This is a genomic window from Mycobacterium adipatum (genome assembly GCF_001644575.1).
GTDB classification, from domain to species: Bacteria; Actinomycetota; Actinomycetes; order Mycobacteriales; family Mycobacteriaceae; genus Mycobacterium; species Mycobacterium adipatum.
In genome coordinates, this window is record NZ_CP015597.1 from 237696 (window position 1) to 252568 (window position 14873).

Sequence of the window (14873 nt, forward strand, 5' to 3'; positions counted from 1 at the left end):
TAGATCTAGTCTAGTGGGATTCGGCGTGCCTGGGCCGGGTCAGAGTGGTGACCGCGGCATTGTTCGGAGTTCTTAACTACATCAGAATATGCCGCGGCCACCGCGGTTCATAGCGTAGAACCGTGACCGATGGCAGACCGCGTTCTCCGCAGTGTGTTGGATCGGATCGCGCCGCGTTTCGCGCGGTACGAGCCGTTGCGCCATGCCGGTGAACTGATGGCCGGGATAGTTGCTGCGCCTGGATCGCAAGAATTGCTGGACCATCGCCGAGCACCGCGGCACGGTCACCCCCGACGGGTTGCAGCACCTGCTGGCCCGGGCCAGCTGGGACGCCGAAGGTCCGTGACGATCTGCGTGACTACGTCATTGGCGCCTTCGGTGATCCAGGCGCGATCCTGGTCGTCGATGAGACCGGCGATGTGAAGAAAGGCACCCAGTCAGTCGGCGTGCAGCGCCAGTATTCAGGCACGGCCGGGCGCATCGAGAACTCCCAAGTCGCGGTGTACGTGACCTACGCCGCGCCGCGCGGGCACGCCTTAATCGACCGGGCTCCCTACCTGCCCAAGTCCTGGACCGAGGATGCTGAACGCTGCAATGACGCGGGAATCCCGGCAGCAAGACAGGGGCATTGCGACCAAGCCGACCCTCGCCACAGCATTGATCGACCGGGCGGTCGACGCCGGCGTACCTGCCGGCTGGGTAGCCGGTGACGAAGTCTATGGCGCTGACCCCCGGGTTGCGGGGCGCCGTCCGCGGCCACCGGCTGGGGTATGTGCTGGCGATGGCGGCCAACCGCCGAGTGCCCACTGACGCCGGCCCGATCCGTGTCGACGCGCTGCCGGCACTGATCCCGACGCATGCCTGGCAGAAACACTCCGCCGGAGCGGGAGCGCACGGACCGCGGCTGTACTCGTGGGCGTGGTTTCGGCTCTTACCGAAGATGATGGCGATACCGGGATGCATCATTTGCTGATCCGCCGCAACGACCGCACCGGCGAGCACGCCTACCTGCGCTGCTACACCCCCCGCCCGGTCCCGCTACGCAGCCCTCGTGCGGTTGTCCCGCCAGCGTTGGCGCATCGAGGAATCCTTCCAAGCCGCCAAAGGGCTGGTCGGGCTCGATCAACACCAAGTCCGGCGCTGGAAATCCTGATACCGCCGGACCACCCTGGCCATGCTCGCGCATGGCCTTCCTAGCCCAGGCCGCCGCGGTCGAACGCGACACCACACCCACCCCGGCAGGGCTGATCACGTTGACCATCAACGAGTTTCGCCGACTCTTCGACGCTCTCGTGCTGACCAACCAAACAAACCATCGCTACCCTGCTGGCATGGTCACGACGGCGAAGACGACACCAATACCGAGCCCGACAATCCCACTATCGACGACGCCATAATCAATGATCCCGATCAACGGCGCAGTACTATGAAACTAGATGCCCAGCCGGCCGGAGAGTTTGGCGAGGCGTTCGAGGCTGGCACCGTCGAGGCCAGTGATCCGTACACTCTTGCCGCGGGCGGCGTATTTGCTGCGGATGGCGTCAAGAGTGGCGACCGCGGAGGCGTCCCAGACGTCGGTGCCCGACAGGTCGATCACGACGTCGTCAGGGTCGTTGGCGTAATCGAACCGATGAATCAGGTCGTTGCTCGATGCGAAGAAAAGCTCACCGCGCACGCGGTAAGTCCGCGGCTCGGAGTCCGAGTCGCACTCCACGATCGTCATATGGGCGACGCGTCGCGCGAACCCGACCATCGCGGCCAGCACTCCCAGTGAAACTCCGATCGCGAGGTTGCCCGTCGCGACGGTCACGACGACCGTCACCACCATGACCGCTGTCTCGCTGCGCGGCATGACCTTCAGCGTGCGCGGCCCAATACTGTGCCAGTCCATCGTCGCGACGGACACCACGATCATGACTGCCACCAGCGCTGCCATCGGGATCATTCCGACGACGGGTCCGAGCGCAAGGACGAGCACCAGGATGAAGGCTCCGGCTAGAAACGTTGACAGGCGCGTGCGGGCGCCTGCGACCTTGACGTTCATCATCGTCTGGCCGATGACCGCGCAGCCGCCCATGCCGCCGAACATCGCGGTGACGATGTTGGCCGTGCCCTGCCCCCACGCCTCGCGGGTCTTGTTCGACGGTGTTTCGGTGATGTCGTCGACTAGCTTCGCCGTCATCAGCGACTCCAGCAGCCCCACCAAGGCCGCGCCGAGCGCGTACGGTGTGATGATCTGCAGCGTCTGCCACGTGAGTGGCACATCTGGAATGCCCGGCAGTGGAATCGAATCCGGCAGTGCACCCTGATCGCCAACGTCGGGCACGTTCCATCCTAACAACGCCACCGCGGCCGTCAGCAGCACGACGACCACCAGTGGCGCAGGCACCACCGTCGTGACCTTCGGCAACAGCGCCATCACCACGATGCCGACCGCGGTGAGCGGATACACCAGCCATGGCACGCCGAGCAGGTGCGGGACTTGTGAGACGAACACCAGGATGGCAAGTGCGTTGACGAAGCCGATCATCACGCTGCGCGGAATGAAGCGCATCAGCTTCGCGACACCGAGGATTGCCAGCAGCACCTGCAACAGGCCGGCCAGCACGATCGTCGCCACCAGGTAGCCGACTCCGTGCTCGTGCGCGACCGGCGCGACGACGAGCGCTACCGCCGCCGTCGCCGCCGAGATCATCGCCGGCCGACCGCCGGCGATCGCGATAGTAATCGCCATTGTCACCGAGGAGAACAGCCCGATCCGCGGGTCGACGCCCGCGATCACCGAGAAGGCGATCGCTTCCGGAATGAGGGCCAGCGCCACCACCAGCCCTGCCAGCACCTCGGTGCGCAGCAGCGCCGGCGACCGAAGTGCCTGCAGAACAGACGCTTTCGCGGGGGTGTGGTCCCGTAGCGCGGGAAGGGTGGCGCTCACGAACTTCTCCTAGTGAATGGCCGGTTCAGGCGCACTGCGCGGGGCTCTGGCCGAGGAAGTCGAGCTTCTGCTTGTCGAGGTTGATTGCTCCTGTGCTCATCCGGCGGCCCTCGGCAGCCACCGGCTGACGCGACGGCCCACGTAGTCGACGAGCCGCGCGGTGACCAGTCCGTCCGCGCCGATCGAAAGCATGCCAACGTCGGCGCCTGCGTACTCGAGCAGGCGGCGGGACTGCCAGGTGTAATACCCGAGGCCGAACTGGCGGGAGATCATCTCCGCACTCACGACGCGAGCGCGTCTTCGAATGCCCGGCTGTCACGCTGCAGTGTCCCAGCGTTGACGGTGTTGATCGCCTTCGACTCATAGCCGACGTTGACGGTGACCGTCGGATCGGTCAGCAGCCCGCAGCCCGTCGGCGCCTGGGCACCCACTGTGGCCAGCGCCACGAGCAAGACGACGACGAGGCGGCGCCTGGTCGGTGAGGTATGTGTCTGGATCGTTCACATGTACCAGGGTTTACGGCTTCTGTTACCTCACCGTCACGGGAGGTTGCACGCCAGTTACGCCATCGACGTAGGTCATCTGAGGTGTGAATGCGAAAGTGGCCGCGCGGCCGACCGGCACTCCGCCAGTTCACCTCACCTGTACCCCGGATCGCCGCGCCGATGAACTCTCGGTTACGCCACCAGCAGGCTACTGGCGATGCACCGCGCGCACGCGAACACTGGGACGGTGACTACCGAAGCTGTTGCAGGCAACAATAACTCGGAGATGATCGAGCCAGACTACCGGTTCACTCTCGCCAACGAGAGGACATTTCTGGCATGGCAGCGGACAGCGCTCGGACTACTGGCCGCCGCCGTCGCGGTGGCGCAGTTCCTGCCTGAGTTGGGGCTGCCGGGTCTGCGGCACGCGCTCGGCGCGGCGGTCGGGCTTCTCGCCGTCCTGACCGCCGGTGTGGGACTGCACCGGTGGCATCAGGTGGACTACGCCATGCGCCGTGACCGCCCGTTGCCGCGCCCATCGACCCCGGTCTATCTGACCCTCGGACTTGTGATCATCGGCCTGGTGACACTGACGCTCGTCGTCGCGGCCGGTGGGCGATGACGCGCGAGGCGCTCGCCCAAGACCGCGGCCTCCAGCCCGAGCGGACGGACCTGGCGTGGACGCGAACGTCGCTGGCTGTACTGGTCGCCGGGGGGCTGCTGCTGGTCAAAGACCACGACCTCGCCGCGGTGGCCGATCATCGCGGTCGGCTGGTGGTGGGGATCGCCGCCGCCGTCGTGACCGTCGTGGTGTTCCTCATCGGCGTCCGACGCCGACGCCGACTCACCTCCCGACCGCGTACCGCCCGACGCGAGATCCTCGGCGCCGGATCAGCGGTGCTGGCGTTGTCCGTCCTGGTGGTCGCCTACCTGGCTCTGCCGCTGGTCTGACGTTTCAAACATCGAGAAAGCGAACGTCTTTGGCGTTTCGGGTGATGAAGCTGCGCCGTGCTTCGACGTCTTCGCCCATCAGAATGGAGAACAGTTCGTCGGCCGCGGCGGCATCATCGAGGGTGACCTGACGCAACACACGCACCGACGGGTCCATCGTGGTCTCCCACAGTTCTTTGGCGTCCATCTCGCCCAGACCCTTGTACCGCTGAATACCGTCCTCGGCGTTGATCCGCTTACCCGCCGCCCGGCCGGCCTCGAGCAGACCGTCGCGTTCACGATCGGAATACGCGAACTCCGGATCGGTGCGCTGCCACTTCAGCTTGTACAACGGCGGCTGCGCCAAGAAGATGTGCCCGTTTTCCACCAACGGTTTCATGAACCGGAACAACAACGTCAGCAGCAGCGTCGAAATGTGCTGGCCGTCGACGTCGGCGTCGGCCATCAACACGATCTTGTGATAACGCAGCTTCGAGATGTCGAACTCATCGTGGATTCCGGTGCCCAGCGCGGTGATGATCGCCTGGACTTCGGTGTTCTTCAACACCCGGTCGATCCGGGCCTTCTCGACGTTGATGATCTTCCCGCGCAGCGGAAGGATCGCCTGAAACATCGAATCCCGGCCACTCTTGGCCGAACCACCCGCCGAATCACCCTCCACCACATACAGTTCCGACTTCGTCGGATCCGTCGACCGGCAATCAGCCAACTTGCCCGGCAAACCACCGATATCAGTCGCACTCTTACGACGCACCAAATCTCTGGCCTTACGCGCGGCCAGTCGTGCGTGAGCCGAGGAGGTCACCTTGGTAATCACCGTCTTGGCCTCCGCGGGATTCGACTCGAACCAGTGCGTCAGGTTCTCATGGCAGATCTTCTGCACGCACGAGCGGACTTCGGCGTTTCCTAGCCGGGTCTTGGTCTGGCCCTCGAACTGCGGTTCAGCGATTTTCACGGCGACCACGGCGGCCAGGCCTTCGCGGATGTCGTCGCCGGTCAGGTTCGGGTCCTTCTCCTTGAGGAGCTTCTTGTCTCGCGCGTATTTGTTGACCACCATCGTCAGCGCTGCGCGGAAGCCCTCTTCGTGCGTGCCGCCCTCGTGGGTGTTGATCGTGTTCGCGAACGTGTGCACCGACTCCGAGTAGCCCGCGTTCCACTGCATCGCCACCTCGACCTCAACGCCCGTTCCGGCGCCGGCGAAGCCGACGATCGAAGGCTGGATCGGGTCCTTCGTCCGGTTGATGTGTTTGACGAAGTCCATCAACCCCTCGGCGTAGTGGAACGTGCGACGCTCGGCTTGCGGGTCACGTAGATCGGCGAGCGTCAACGTCAGGCCCCGGTTCAGGAACGCCATCTCCCGAAGCCGGCGCGCAACGGTCTCAGCGCTGTAGGTGGTGGCCTCGAAGATTTCAGGATCGGCCCAGAACCTCACTGTCGTACCGGTTGCCGAGGTGGCTGCGCCTCGTGAGAGAGTGCCGGGCTGGGAGCCTTCGTAGGTCTGCGACCACATGTACCCGTCGCGGCGGATGTCGACCTCAAGTCGGGTGGACAGCGCGTTGACGACGGACACACCCACGCCGTGCAGGCCACCCGAGACGCTGTAGGAATCGGAGTCGAACTTGCCGCCCGCGTGCAACTGCGTCATGACGACGTCGATGGTGGGGATCCCGGTGGAGTGTTCGGCCACCGGGATCCCTCGACCGTCGTCGATCACTTCGACACCGCCGTCTGCCATCAGAGTCACGTCGACCTTGGTGGCGTAGCCCGCCATCGCCTCGTCGACTCCGTTGTCGACGACTTCCCAGATCATGTGGTGCAGGCCCCGCTCGCCCGTCGACCCGATGTACATCCCGGGCCGTATGCGAACGACATCCAGCCCCTCCAGGATTGTGATCGACTCGGCTCCATAACTTTTCGACGGCGTCACAGCAAGCTTCTACTGTGCGCGCGCAGGCACGAAGTCGATGGGCGCACCGGAGGGGATCAGCTCCTCGACCTTGACGCTCTCATCGAACTCCTGGATGAAGCGGTAGGCGTGCTGCATGACCCACCACCGCACCCAGGTCTGATTTACGGCCTCGCGCTCTTTCGGATCCTCCAGCAGGTTGGTGATGCGGGCGAAGCCCAACGGAATCTCCGGATCGTGGAAGTGTTGCTGCCGCTTGAAGTTGATCTTGAATTGCGACCACTTCACGGCATGCAGCTCCTCGTTGAGCCATACCATGCAGCCCTCGCGCTTGGATTCATCTGCGCCCGAGAAGAACTCGCGCTGATCGATGCCGTCGATGATCCGGTCGTCCGGAATATCTGCCCCAGCCCAGCGCAGCAGTGTCGGGAACATGTCGGTGACGTGCACCATCTCATTGCTCTCGCGCGGCGCCACCTTGCCCGGCCAACGGATGAGGCACGGGGTGCGGATGCCGCCCTCGGCGGAGCTGAAGTACGACCCGTCGAAGAAGCCCGCGGTGCCGCGGCCGGCCAGGTGGTCCTCCGCGCCGTTGTCGCCGGCGAAGACGACGATCGTATTGTCCTCGATGCCCAGCTCGGTGAGGGCGTCGAGGATGCTGCCGAAGTCGTGGTCCAGCATCAGCAGCGAGTCGCCCCAGGCACCGTTGCTGCTCCTGCCCTTGAACTCGTCGCGCACCTCCATCGGGAAGTGCATCAGCGAATGGTTGTGGTACAGGTAGAACGGCTTGCCCGCCTCGACGCTGCGCTTCATGAACGCCTTGGCGCGGCGGTCGTATTCGCCGTCCATCTGGCCCTTGAGCTTCACGGTCAGCTGCTCGTCGGTGGCGTGGACGCCGTCGGCCTTGGTGCCCTCGTACATGTAGGAGTAGCCGTCGCGGTCGCCGTCGTACCAGGGATCGTCGGGCCACAGGCACTCGTCGTAGGTGCGGGCCGGGCCGTACCACTCGTCGAATCCGTGGTCGGTCGGCCAGCGGCCGTCCTCGGCGCCGATGTGCCACTTCCCGAAACACGCCGTCGCATAACCGGCTTCGGAAAGGATGTCGCCCATCGTGCGTTCCCAGGCGACGATACCGCCGCCGTTGCCGCCGAGGGCGATGGTGTGGTTGCCCGACCGGATCGGATACCGGCCGGTCATCAGCGCCGACCGCGTCGGAGTGCACTGCGGCTCCACGACGAAGTGCGACAACTTCAGCGACTCCGCGGCGAAGGCATCCGCGCGGGCGGTGTCGGCACCGCGCAGGATGCCGCCGCCGTAGCAGCCGAGCTCACCCATGCCGAGGTTGTCGACGTGGAAGTACACGATGTTGGGTTGTTCGGGCATGCTGAATACACCTTTCGATTCGGTTGCGAATGAACCCTTGCGGGCGTGACGGACGGGTGACGCCGGGGTGTTACGGAGTGGGAGCGTCCCCGCGTGCGGCGGTGGTCACCAATGAACACCGGTCTCCGCGGTAGCGAACAGTCTCGAGGTCGAACGGAGTGCCGTCCTCGAGATGGGTGAGGCGGTGGAGCAGCAGCAGTGGTGCACCGGTTCGGATTTTGAGCAGTTCAGCGGTGCGCGAGTCAGCGGCGACGGATTCGACGGTTATCTCCGCCCAGCCCAACCGCACACCGAGTTCACGCTCGATCAGCGCGAAGACGTCCTGCTTGCCGAGTTCGGCATCGACGGGGATCGCTCCCATGCGCAGCGATGTGGTGTCGAGCGAGAGCGGCAACCCACCCACCGACCGCAGCCGCTCGATGAAGACGATCGGAGCGTTCTCGGGCAGCTCGAGTTTGGCGGCGACGAACGGCGTCGCGGTGGACTCGCGCACCGACAGGACTTCGTTGTCGACGGGGAGTTGATGCCCGGCAAGCGATTCCGCGAGACCCTCGAGCCGGTCGAGGTGCTGGCGGAGCTTGGCGCCGGTGACGAAGGTGCCCGAGCCTTGGATGCGGGTGATCAGGCCTTCGCCGCGCAGCAGCTCCAACGCTTCCCGGATGGCGTTACGGCTGACGCCGAGTTCGGCGGCGAGTTCGGATTCCGACGGCAGCGCCGGACGAGCTGCCGCCAGACCACCGAAGGCGCCTTCGAGAATCTGGCTGCGCAGCACGTCGCGCACCCACCGCGCCGCATCGGCCCGGGTACCCGCGTACTCCCGGACCGAAGGACGGGGAAAGTCCTTCGGAGGGATCTTGGGTCGCCGTGGCATGCACTCACTGTGCCACCCGGAGCGGCCGGTGGCGGATTACCGAATGTTACGCCACCTACTGCCTGGGAAACGCCGAGGCCAGCGCGTTCGCAACGGCGGAACTCGAATTGTTTCGCCACCGCGTCAGGCGATGCAGCGGAACCCGATGTGGGTGGTCGCGCTGTCCTGCGACTGCGACGACCGGGCGGCCGGGCGGTAGCGGTGGCAGTACTCGGGCGCGCACAGGTGTGAGCCACCCTTGAGCGCTTGGTTGACGGAAGGGTCGCCGGACGGCGACGGCGGTGGGCAGCAGCCTTCGGCGGGCTGGTCGACCCGGTGCTGACGGGCGTATCGCGTCGTCGTCCACTCCCAAACATTGCCGATCATGTCCAGCAGCCCGAAAGCGTTGGGCGGGAAGGTCCCGACCGGAGAGGTGCCGACCCAACCCCGGGCGCCGTCGTTGAGGTACGGGAACCGGCCCTGCCAGGTGTTGGCCATCAGCTGCCCGTCGGGGCGGACGTCGTCGCCCCAGGCATAGGCGGTGGTGGAACCGGCTCTCGCGGCGTACTCCCACTGCGCCTCGGTGGGCAGCCGGCGGCCGGCCCAGGCGGCGTAGGCGGCCGCGTCCGGGTAGGCAACTTGCACCACGGGGTGATCGAGGCGGCCCTCGATCGTGGAGTCATGCCCGAACGGGTGCCGCCAGCACGCGCCGGGCTCCCACGTCCACCACTGGCGCCAGTCGCGCAGATTGACCGGTCCGGCCGTCGCGCGGAACACCAGCGCGCCGGGAACCAGCTCGTCCTCCGGGACACCGGGGAAGTCGGCGGGATCGAGCGCGCGTTCGGCGACGGTGACATAACCGGTGTCGGAAACGAATTCGGCGAACTGGGCGTTCGTCACCGGGTGCCGCTCGATCGCGAAGGGCGCCACCGACACGGTATGGACAGGCGCCTCCTCCGGATAGAAATCGATCGACCCCATCCGGAACGCGCCGCCGGGCAGATCAACAAGGTCGGTCAGCATCCCGTCAGCGTAGGGCACGCGGCACATAACAAGGTGTGCATCAAACATGCATCGAAACACGGGTGGTTCAGGGTGCCGTTATCGTCGCGGGGGATGTCGCGGTAGGCGGGGCGTATCCCTAGGGCCTGAAACTGCGGGCTCATGGTCTCTGGAAACGCCGGGACGAGTCACCCGCCCACCGCAGAATCAGTTAGCGAACGGTACATGACAACTTCCTGAGACAGATGACAACCGAACAAGGCGGCAGTCTGCGCTGTCGATGTAGCGCCTATCGGCCTCGACCAGACAAGCCGGTTGACCTCCAGTCGGCCGGATGCGATTCTGGTCGGCTGCCCTGTCCCCGACACCACCGAATTGATGACCCTCACCGACGATCAGACCGACCCGACCGCGCCACCGTCCTCAACCCGTATAGGGGTCGCGCAGTGCGCGCGACTTACGATCATGGGCTGAGCTTGTTCGGTCATCGATCTAGCCTTCACCCTGACACGCGCCACCGTAATCGTGCCCGACGAAGTGTGGACCGAGGTCGACCTCGGCGTGAGCGCCGTGCGCGACCACCACGGCCTGCCTATCGAGATGCGGGGTTGATGAAGCCGCCGAGTGCTATCTGGTGGCCCCCAACGTGTGTCCTCAGCAGCACGAGGTGCCCGCGGTTGGCGACATCATCGATCGCCGCCACGCCGGACATGGATGTCTGCCACAGCGGCGGTGGTCGTCTTGGCAGCTTGTTTTTCTAGCGATAGCACGTTGATGACGGTGGCATAGACCTGCAGCCGTTCCTCCAGCTCGGCGCAGTGAGCAATGAGCTTGGCGTGCACAGCTTTTAGGTTCTCAAACTCGCTGAGTCGACTCGTGAACGCCGCTGGAGTGTTGGCGGCGCTGGCGACACGTGCTTGGAATTGTTCCTTGAGATCGAGGTGCTGATGGGTGAGATGCCAGCGACCCACACCAGCTTCCACGGCCAGCTGCGACACGCTCAGCCGCCCCGTAGAACGCAGCGGTGTACCGGCCAGGAGCCGGTCCATAGCGGCGATAATCTTCGCGCGGATGGGATCATGGTTCGGGTCTGTTGGCGTCATCGTGGGTCTCCAAAATGGTGGTGATTCGCCGTAATTCGGCTTGGTCGCGTTCGCAACGGATCGGTGGAGCCAAGGTGTCATCCACGATCAGGGTCAGGCGGTCGCGGCGGGTACGCAGCGCGGCGATGTCGCGGTCAGTGCGGGCGATGTTGCGGCACCAGGGCCGGCAGTCATCAATCTGAGGGGTCACCAAGGGATCCTCAGCAGTGCCGCGCAGTTGGCAGGCGGCCACCGTCGCGTCGAAGACGCACGTCATCGCGTCGCCGTGGTAGATCTGCAGCGCAGGGTTGGTGAGCAGGTCACGGGCTTGTCTGTTGCTGGTGAGTACGTGGCCGGCGAACTGGCGGGTAGCTGCGGCGACGCGGTGTCGGTAGGTCTGGGCGGCGGGGTCGGACACCGTTTCCCCCGCCCGCAGCGCCTTTTCATCCTCGGCCAGTTGCTCAAGGCGGGCCAGGAAGTCTTCGAAGGCGAGTTCGTCGATGAATCCCGCGTCGTATCCGCCGGCGTAACCCTGCAGCAACCGGGTGTGGACGTGGCCGTACTGGATCGAGCCGGCGACCAGGCCACGCGGACGCCGGCGGATGAACCAGGCCAGGGTGCGCCGAAACCGGGTGATGTTCAGTGGTCCTTGGGAATCGAGAGGGATGGCAAGCGCTGCCCGGTGTGCGCAGCGCGTGTTGACCCACTCCACGAACGCGGCGAGGTCGTCGGCGCAACGTGCTGGGATGCGGGCGTTGCCTTTGCGGCGGGTGTTCGTGCGTTGGCGGTGGGCCTCGATAATGCTGGGAAACAGCAATTGGTGATCGTGGAGGCGTTCGAGGACGGCCACGGCATCGGCGACGGGTTTGACGACCACCCACGGATCGCGGCGTTGCAGCCCGGCAGGGAGCTTGTTGCCGTTAGCGTCGACCGCGTTCTTGAAGAACACTCCGGTCATCAGCCACATGTCGTTGATGGCGTCGTGCTCGATGCAACCTCGACGGAGGTTGAGAACCTCTCCTGGCCGGGCGCCGGAGAGGTAGGCAATGACCACTAGGCAGGCGGTACTCAGGTGCCGCGCCAGGTGGCGCGCTCGATTATTCGGGATCGGGCCCTGGTGCCAGGGCGCGTCGTCGATGCGGGCGGTGATGGGGGTGTCCAGGAAGGCGTCCTCGGCGATGGGCAGGCCCGAGTCCAGCAGCAGCTGGCCTGCCCGGCCGCTGGCCAGGCTCGACTCGCTGGTGTAGTCAAGGACCTTGGTCAGGTGACGCCAGTCGATGCGAACCTCGCCGTTGGCGACGAGTTTGCCTGGCAATGAGCCATTTTCGCGCCGGAGTTTGTCGATGTATAACGCCACACGTTGATGGACTTGCCCGTCAGGAGCGCGGGTCACGACGCCTCGGCCGGGTTGGCGACCACGGAAGTGCAGGTACAGGTATTCGGTGTGGGCCGCCAGGATGTCGTCGGCGAAGTCTTCGACAAAGCGCAGTGACCACCACAACAGGGCGCGCATGGTGCCTTCGGTGATCCGCGGGGTCAGGTTCTCCCGCTTGGCGCGCACCGCGCCGAGCAGGACCCGTGCCGAGTCGCCGCCCCACGGCGGCATCGTCGGCAGTCGCATGTCCTCGGGTAGCAGCAGCCGATAGCTCCACAGTCGCCTGATCTCAACGATGCGGCGGTACTTCAGCCCTAATGCGATATCGCAGTTGCCCACATCGATGAGATAGTCGTCGAGCAGCTCGGCGGTGACCTGGCTGATGGTGGTAATCCCGCGATGGTGAAGCCAATCCATGAAGGCCTTGAACGGCACCCACATGTTGGCCACGGTCCGTAGCGACGGCCGTTCGGTGGCCGTCCTGCGCAACGGCGACGGTGAATCCCGATTGATCACCTGCCAGAAGTAGAGCTTGGCGAACCCGCGCAGCGGGTCGGGGATCGCGGCGAAGTTGAAGCTGTACGCGGCGGCGTCTTCCTCGAAAATGCCCTCGTTGATATGCCAGCGGTCCTGTCCGAACCGAGACAGTGCGCTGACATCGGTACCCGGGATCAGCTCGCGGTGAAGCAGCACCGGTGTCGCCTCATTTATGCGCTCAGGCTCACCGGAAGCGGCGACCGCGGCGGTCCCACCAGTCCCGAGGCTCATCGAATATCCAAGCCGCGGTTGAGGAATCGCTTCACGTTCTCGCGGTCGGTATCGGTGATCGACGCACGAGCCGCGGCGAGGTCCTCGTCATCGTGTGAACCGAGCAGATCGGCGAGCTGGGTGTGTGGCACGGCGAACCGTCGTGCCCACTCCATCGGTGTCATGGCCGCTTTGCGATCCAGAAGCTGGTCATGGACGTGTACCTGGATCGGCAGATGCCGGGGCAGCGCCCGCGCGCACGGACAGCCCAGGCACTGCATGAAGGACGCCCGGCACGGTTGGCCTGCCGGTGCGTGTGGGCTATTCGCGTTGTCGACACAGGCGTTCATCACGGTGTCCAGTTCGCCGTCGAGCATGCGTTTCACCGTCACCGGGTCCAGTCCATACTGGTCGGCTGCAGCGACCACATCCCCGCGAGCCCGAGTCACCTCGGCGGCATTCAATTGTGTCATGACCCCCGATACGCGAGCTGTGGCGACCTGCTCGGTCAGCGCGTCAGCCACCACCTTGCGGTATTCAATGAGATTGCCGCGGTTGCGGGCCAGATAGTCGGAGGCCAGAGTCTGTTCAGTGTGAGCCACGGGCTTCTGGTGCAGCTCCAGGTAGGTCAGCCGAATCCGCTTAAGAGTCACGGTCAGTGTGGCGGGCGGGCCCTCGCCAACAGTGTCTGCCGGCACACTGTGCAGCTGCGACCAGTGTGGAAGGAACCCATACCGGGCCTGCGGGCGTAATCCCCGGCCCGTCCGGTCACGACTGCCGCCGGATCGGCGGTAACCGATGAGCAATTGGTCGCTGTTGATCACTGCCCTGCTGCGGTCGGTCAACTCCAACAGCAGTCGATAGAGCCCGAACGGGGTGTGCAGCTCATCACGCGCCGACACGTTCTGCGGGTTGCCGGGAATGCTGATCCAATCCGGGATTTCGGTCAGCGACAGGTTCATATAGGCGCGGTGCCCGCGTCGCGGTTTGTGGGTGTCCACGATCGCCGTGGCCACCGAGCCTGCGTGTCCGTCAGCGCGATGATGCGCCGCTGGGCATCGCAGAATGACCAACGGGTTCTGGCCCGTCATCACGGCCAGCAGCACCGCACCCGCAGTGACTTCCACACCGCTCAGGTGTGCCCATTCCACGATGTCCCATGGCTTACCGAAACCGCCCTCGGTGACCCATGGCGCCACCACCGGTGTGCGAGCCCGCCCCGACCGTCTCGATGTGCGCGGTACGTCGCCGTGACGGTCAACGAAATCCAGCAGCTCCAGCCGGCGCGTTGGGTCCTCAACTTGTCCGTCGCGGTAGCGCGCAAGCAGCATCCGATTCGTGCGGATCCTCCTGGCCGCCGCCCGCAGATCCGAGCGCGCGGCATCGGCGATTCGCCGCAACTCGGCACGGCTGTAGCTGCGATCCCCGGTGCCCTTGCGAACGATCGGCGGATTAGGCTCCCGCAGCTTGGCGACCAACGCCGAATCCAGCGATTCAATGTGCAGCAGAACAGTTTTGATGCTGCGCATCTCCTCGGCAGCCTTGAACGACGATAGGCCGCGTCGGTGCGCCAGAAAACCGTCGATACGCTCGGGCACCACATCGGCCAGAACAGCGGGACGCGCGTCCAGCGTCGCAAGATACTCGGTGAACAAGCGAATGGCGCGGTAGTAGGCCTGCAGCGAGTCCATGGATCTCAAACCCCTGCCCGGGGCGGTCCGGTCGGCGAACGCTTGAGCCAGCACACCCTGCAGCTCCTGGCTCACCCGTAACCGACCGAAATCGAAATCTCGTGCCTTGCGGTCGGCGTCCACATAGCGACGCACAATCGTGCCACCAGCCAACAACCCGTGACTCGTCGGCGCCCCCCGAGGTAACGCAGCGGCGCGACCACGGCGGCTCACAGTGACAACACCGGATCGGTGGCCACCATCGGATGCGCCGCAAACGCCTGAGCCATAAACTCCGCGACCGGAAACCCCTCGGCGTGAGCAAGCAACACCTGCACACCCAACGCGCGAAACGGCTCCAAATACACGTTCTTGGTCGTCTCAACATGGCGGTGGCCCAGCATGGTCTGCACCAGATGCCAGGTGTCACCGAACTGAGTGCGGAAGTCGCGGGCTTGCTCCTCACTCAGGTGCGCCAGCCGAGACGAAT

13 protein-coding genes and 1 pseudogene are annotated in these 14873 nt (G+C 65.1%); 3 read left to right on the plus strand and 11 right to left on the minus strand.

The features are described 5' to 3' along the window. The first annotated feature begins 156 nt into the window (after positions 1-156). A pseudogene (locus tag A7U43_RS28855) lies at positions 157-1404 on the plus strand (IS701 family transposase). Positions 1405-1432: 28 nt separating this feature from the next. Here A7U43_RS28855 and A7U43_RS28860 read toward each other — a convergent pair. The 3 genes from A7U43_RS28860 to A7U43_RS29515 form a co-directional block, all read right to left on the minus strand. Continuing rightward, entirely contained in the window at positions 1433-2932 is a 1500-nt protein-coding gene (locus A7U43_RS28860) for a SulP family inorganic anion transporter (RefSeq protein ID WP_068004370.1), read from the minus strand. Positions 2933-3028: 96 nt separating this feature from the next. Beyond that, a complete protein-coding gene (locus tag A7U43_RS28865) occupies positions 3029-3217 on the minus strand; it encodes a hypothetical protein (protein ID WP_068004372.1) in 189 nt (62 codons plus the stop codon). Continuing rightward, complete coding sequence (locus A7U43_RS29515; RefSeq protein ID WP_231963835.1) at positions 3214-3378, minus strand: hypothetical protein; 165 nt, start codon at positions 3376-3378, stop codon at positions 3214-3216. The genes A7U43_RS28865 and A7U43_RS29515 overlap by 4 nt, the downstream gene beginning before the upstream one ends. Positions 3379-3703: 325 nt before the next feature. Here A7U43_RS29515 and A7U43_RS28870 point away from each other — a divergent pair, with 325 nt between their 5' ends. Continuing rightward, positions 3704-4039 carry a YidH family protein gene (locus A7U43_RS28870; protein ID WP_068004375.1) on the plus strand — a complete coding sequence of 112 codons (336 nt, stop codon included), beginning with the start codon at positions 3704-3706 and terminating at the stop codon, positions 4037-4039. Next, positions 4036-4368 carry a DUF202 domain-containing protein gene (locus A7U43_RS28875; protein WP_068004378.1) on the plus strand — a complete coding sequence of 111 codons (333 nt, stop codon included), beginning with the start codon at positions 4036-4038 and terminating at the stop codon, positions 4366-4368. The genes A7U43_RS28870 and A7U43_RS28875 overlap by 4 nt, the downstream gene beginning before the upstream one ends. Positions 4369-4372: 4 nt before the next feature. Here the strand turns inward: A7U43_RS28875 and gyrB are convergent, their stop codons facing one another. The 8 genes from gyrB to A7U43_RS28915 form a co-directional block, all read right to left on the minus strand. Then, positions 4373-6295 (minus strand): DNA topoisomerase (ATP-hydrolyzing) subunit B, encoded by a 1923-nt coding sequence (gene gyrB, locus A7U43_RS28880; RefSeq protein ID WP_068004380.1) that lies wholly within the window; start codon positions 6293-6295, stop codon positions 4373-4375. A 9-nt stretch (positions 6296-6304) separates the two neighbouring features. Further along, the gene (locus tag A7U43_RS28885) at positions 6305-7657 is read right to left on the minus strand and encodes an arylsulfatase (protein ID WP_068004383.1); all 1353 of its coding nucleotides are present in this window, start codon (positions 7655-7657) and stop codon (positions 6305-6307) included. Between the two features lie 70 nt (positions 7658-7727). Then, the gene (locus A7U43_RS28890) at positions 7728-8429 is read right to left on the minus strand and encodes a GntR family transcriptional regulator (RefSeq protein WP_156526236.1); all 702 of its coding nucleotides are present in this window, start codon (positions 8427-8429) and stop codon (positions 7728-7730) included. Between the two features lie 222 nt (positions 8430-8651). After that, positions 8652-9530 carry a formylglycine-generating enzyme family protein gene (locus A7U43_RS28895; protein WP_068004486.1) on the minus strand — a complete coding sequence of 293 codons (879 nt, stop codon included), beginning with the start codon at positions 9528-9530 and terminating at the stop codon, positions 8652-8654. 665 nt (positions 9531-10195) lie between these two features. Continuing rightward, positions 10196-10612, minus strand: a complete 417-nt coding sequence (locus A7U43_RS28900; protein ID WP_068004386.1) for a hypothetical protein — start codon at positions 10610-10612, stop codon at positions 10196-10198. Further along, positions 10587-12734, minus strand: coding sequence for a hypothetical protein (locus tag A7U43_RS30515; RefSeq protein ID WP_068004389.1), 2148 nt, complete (start codon positions 12732-12734; stop codon positions 10587-10589). The genes A7U43_RS28900 and A7U43_RS30515 overlap by 26 nt, the downstream gene beginning before the upstream one ends. Then, entirely contained in the window at positions 12731-14539 is a 1809-nt protein-coding gene (locus A7U43_RS28910; protein ID WP_068004391.1) for a hypothetical protein, read from the minus strand. The genes A7U43_RS30515 and A7U43_RS28910 overlap by 4 nt, the downstream gene beginning before the upstream one ends. Positions 14540-14613: 74 nt before the next feature. Next, entirely contained in the window at positions 14614-14796 is a 183-nt protein-coding gene (locus A7U43_RS28915) for a hypothetical protein (RefSeq protein WP_068004394.1), read from the minus strand. Positions 14797-14873 lie beyond the last annotated feature (77 nt).

Bases quoted from the DNA above. Each gene is read 5' to 3' on its own strand.
- A7U43_RS28870 (WP_068004375.1), top strand. From the start codon at position 3,704: ATGATCGAGCCAGACTACCGGTTCACTCTCGCCAACGAGAGGACATTT.
- A7U43_RS28875 (WP_068004378.1), top strand. From the start codon at position 4,036: ATGACGCGCGAGGCGCTCGCCCAAGACCGCGGCCTCCAGCCCGAGCGG.
- A7U43_RS28885 (WP_068004383.1), bottom strand. From the start codon at position 7,657: ATGCCCGAACAACCCAACATCGTGTACTTCCACGTCGACAACCTCGGC.
- A7U43_RS28895 (WP_068004486.1), bottom strand. From the start codon at position 9,530: ATGCTGACCGACCTTGTTGATCTGCCCGGCGGCGCGTTCCGGATGGGG.
- A7U43_RS28900 (WP_068004386.1), bottom strand. From the start codon at position 10,612: ATGACGCCAACAGACCCGAACCATGATCCCATCCGCGCGAAGATTATC.
- A7U43_RS30515 (WP_068004389.1), bottom strand. From the start codon at position 12,734: ATGAGCCTCGGGACTGGTGGGACCGCCGCGGTCGCCGCTTCCGGTGAG.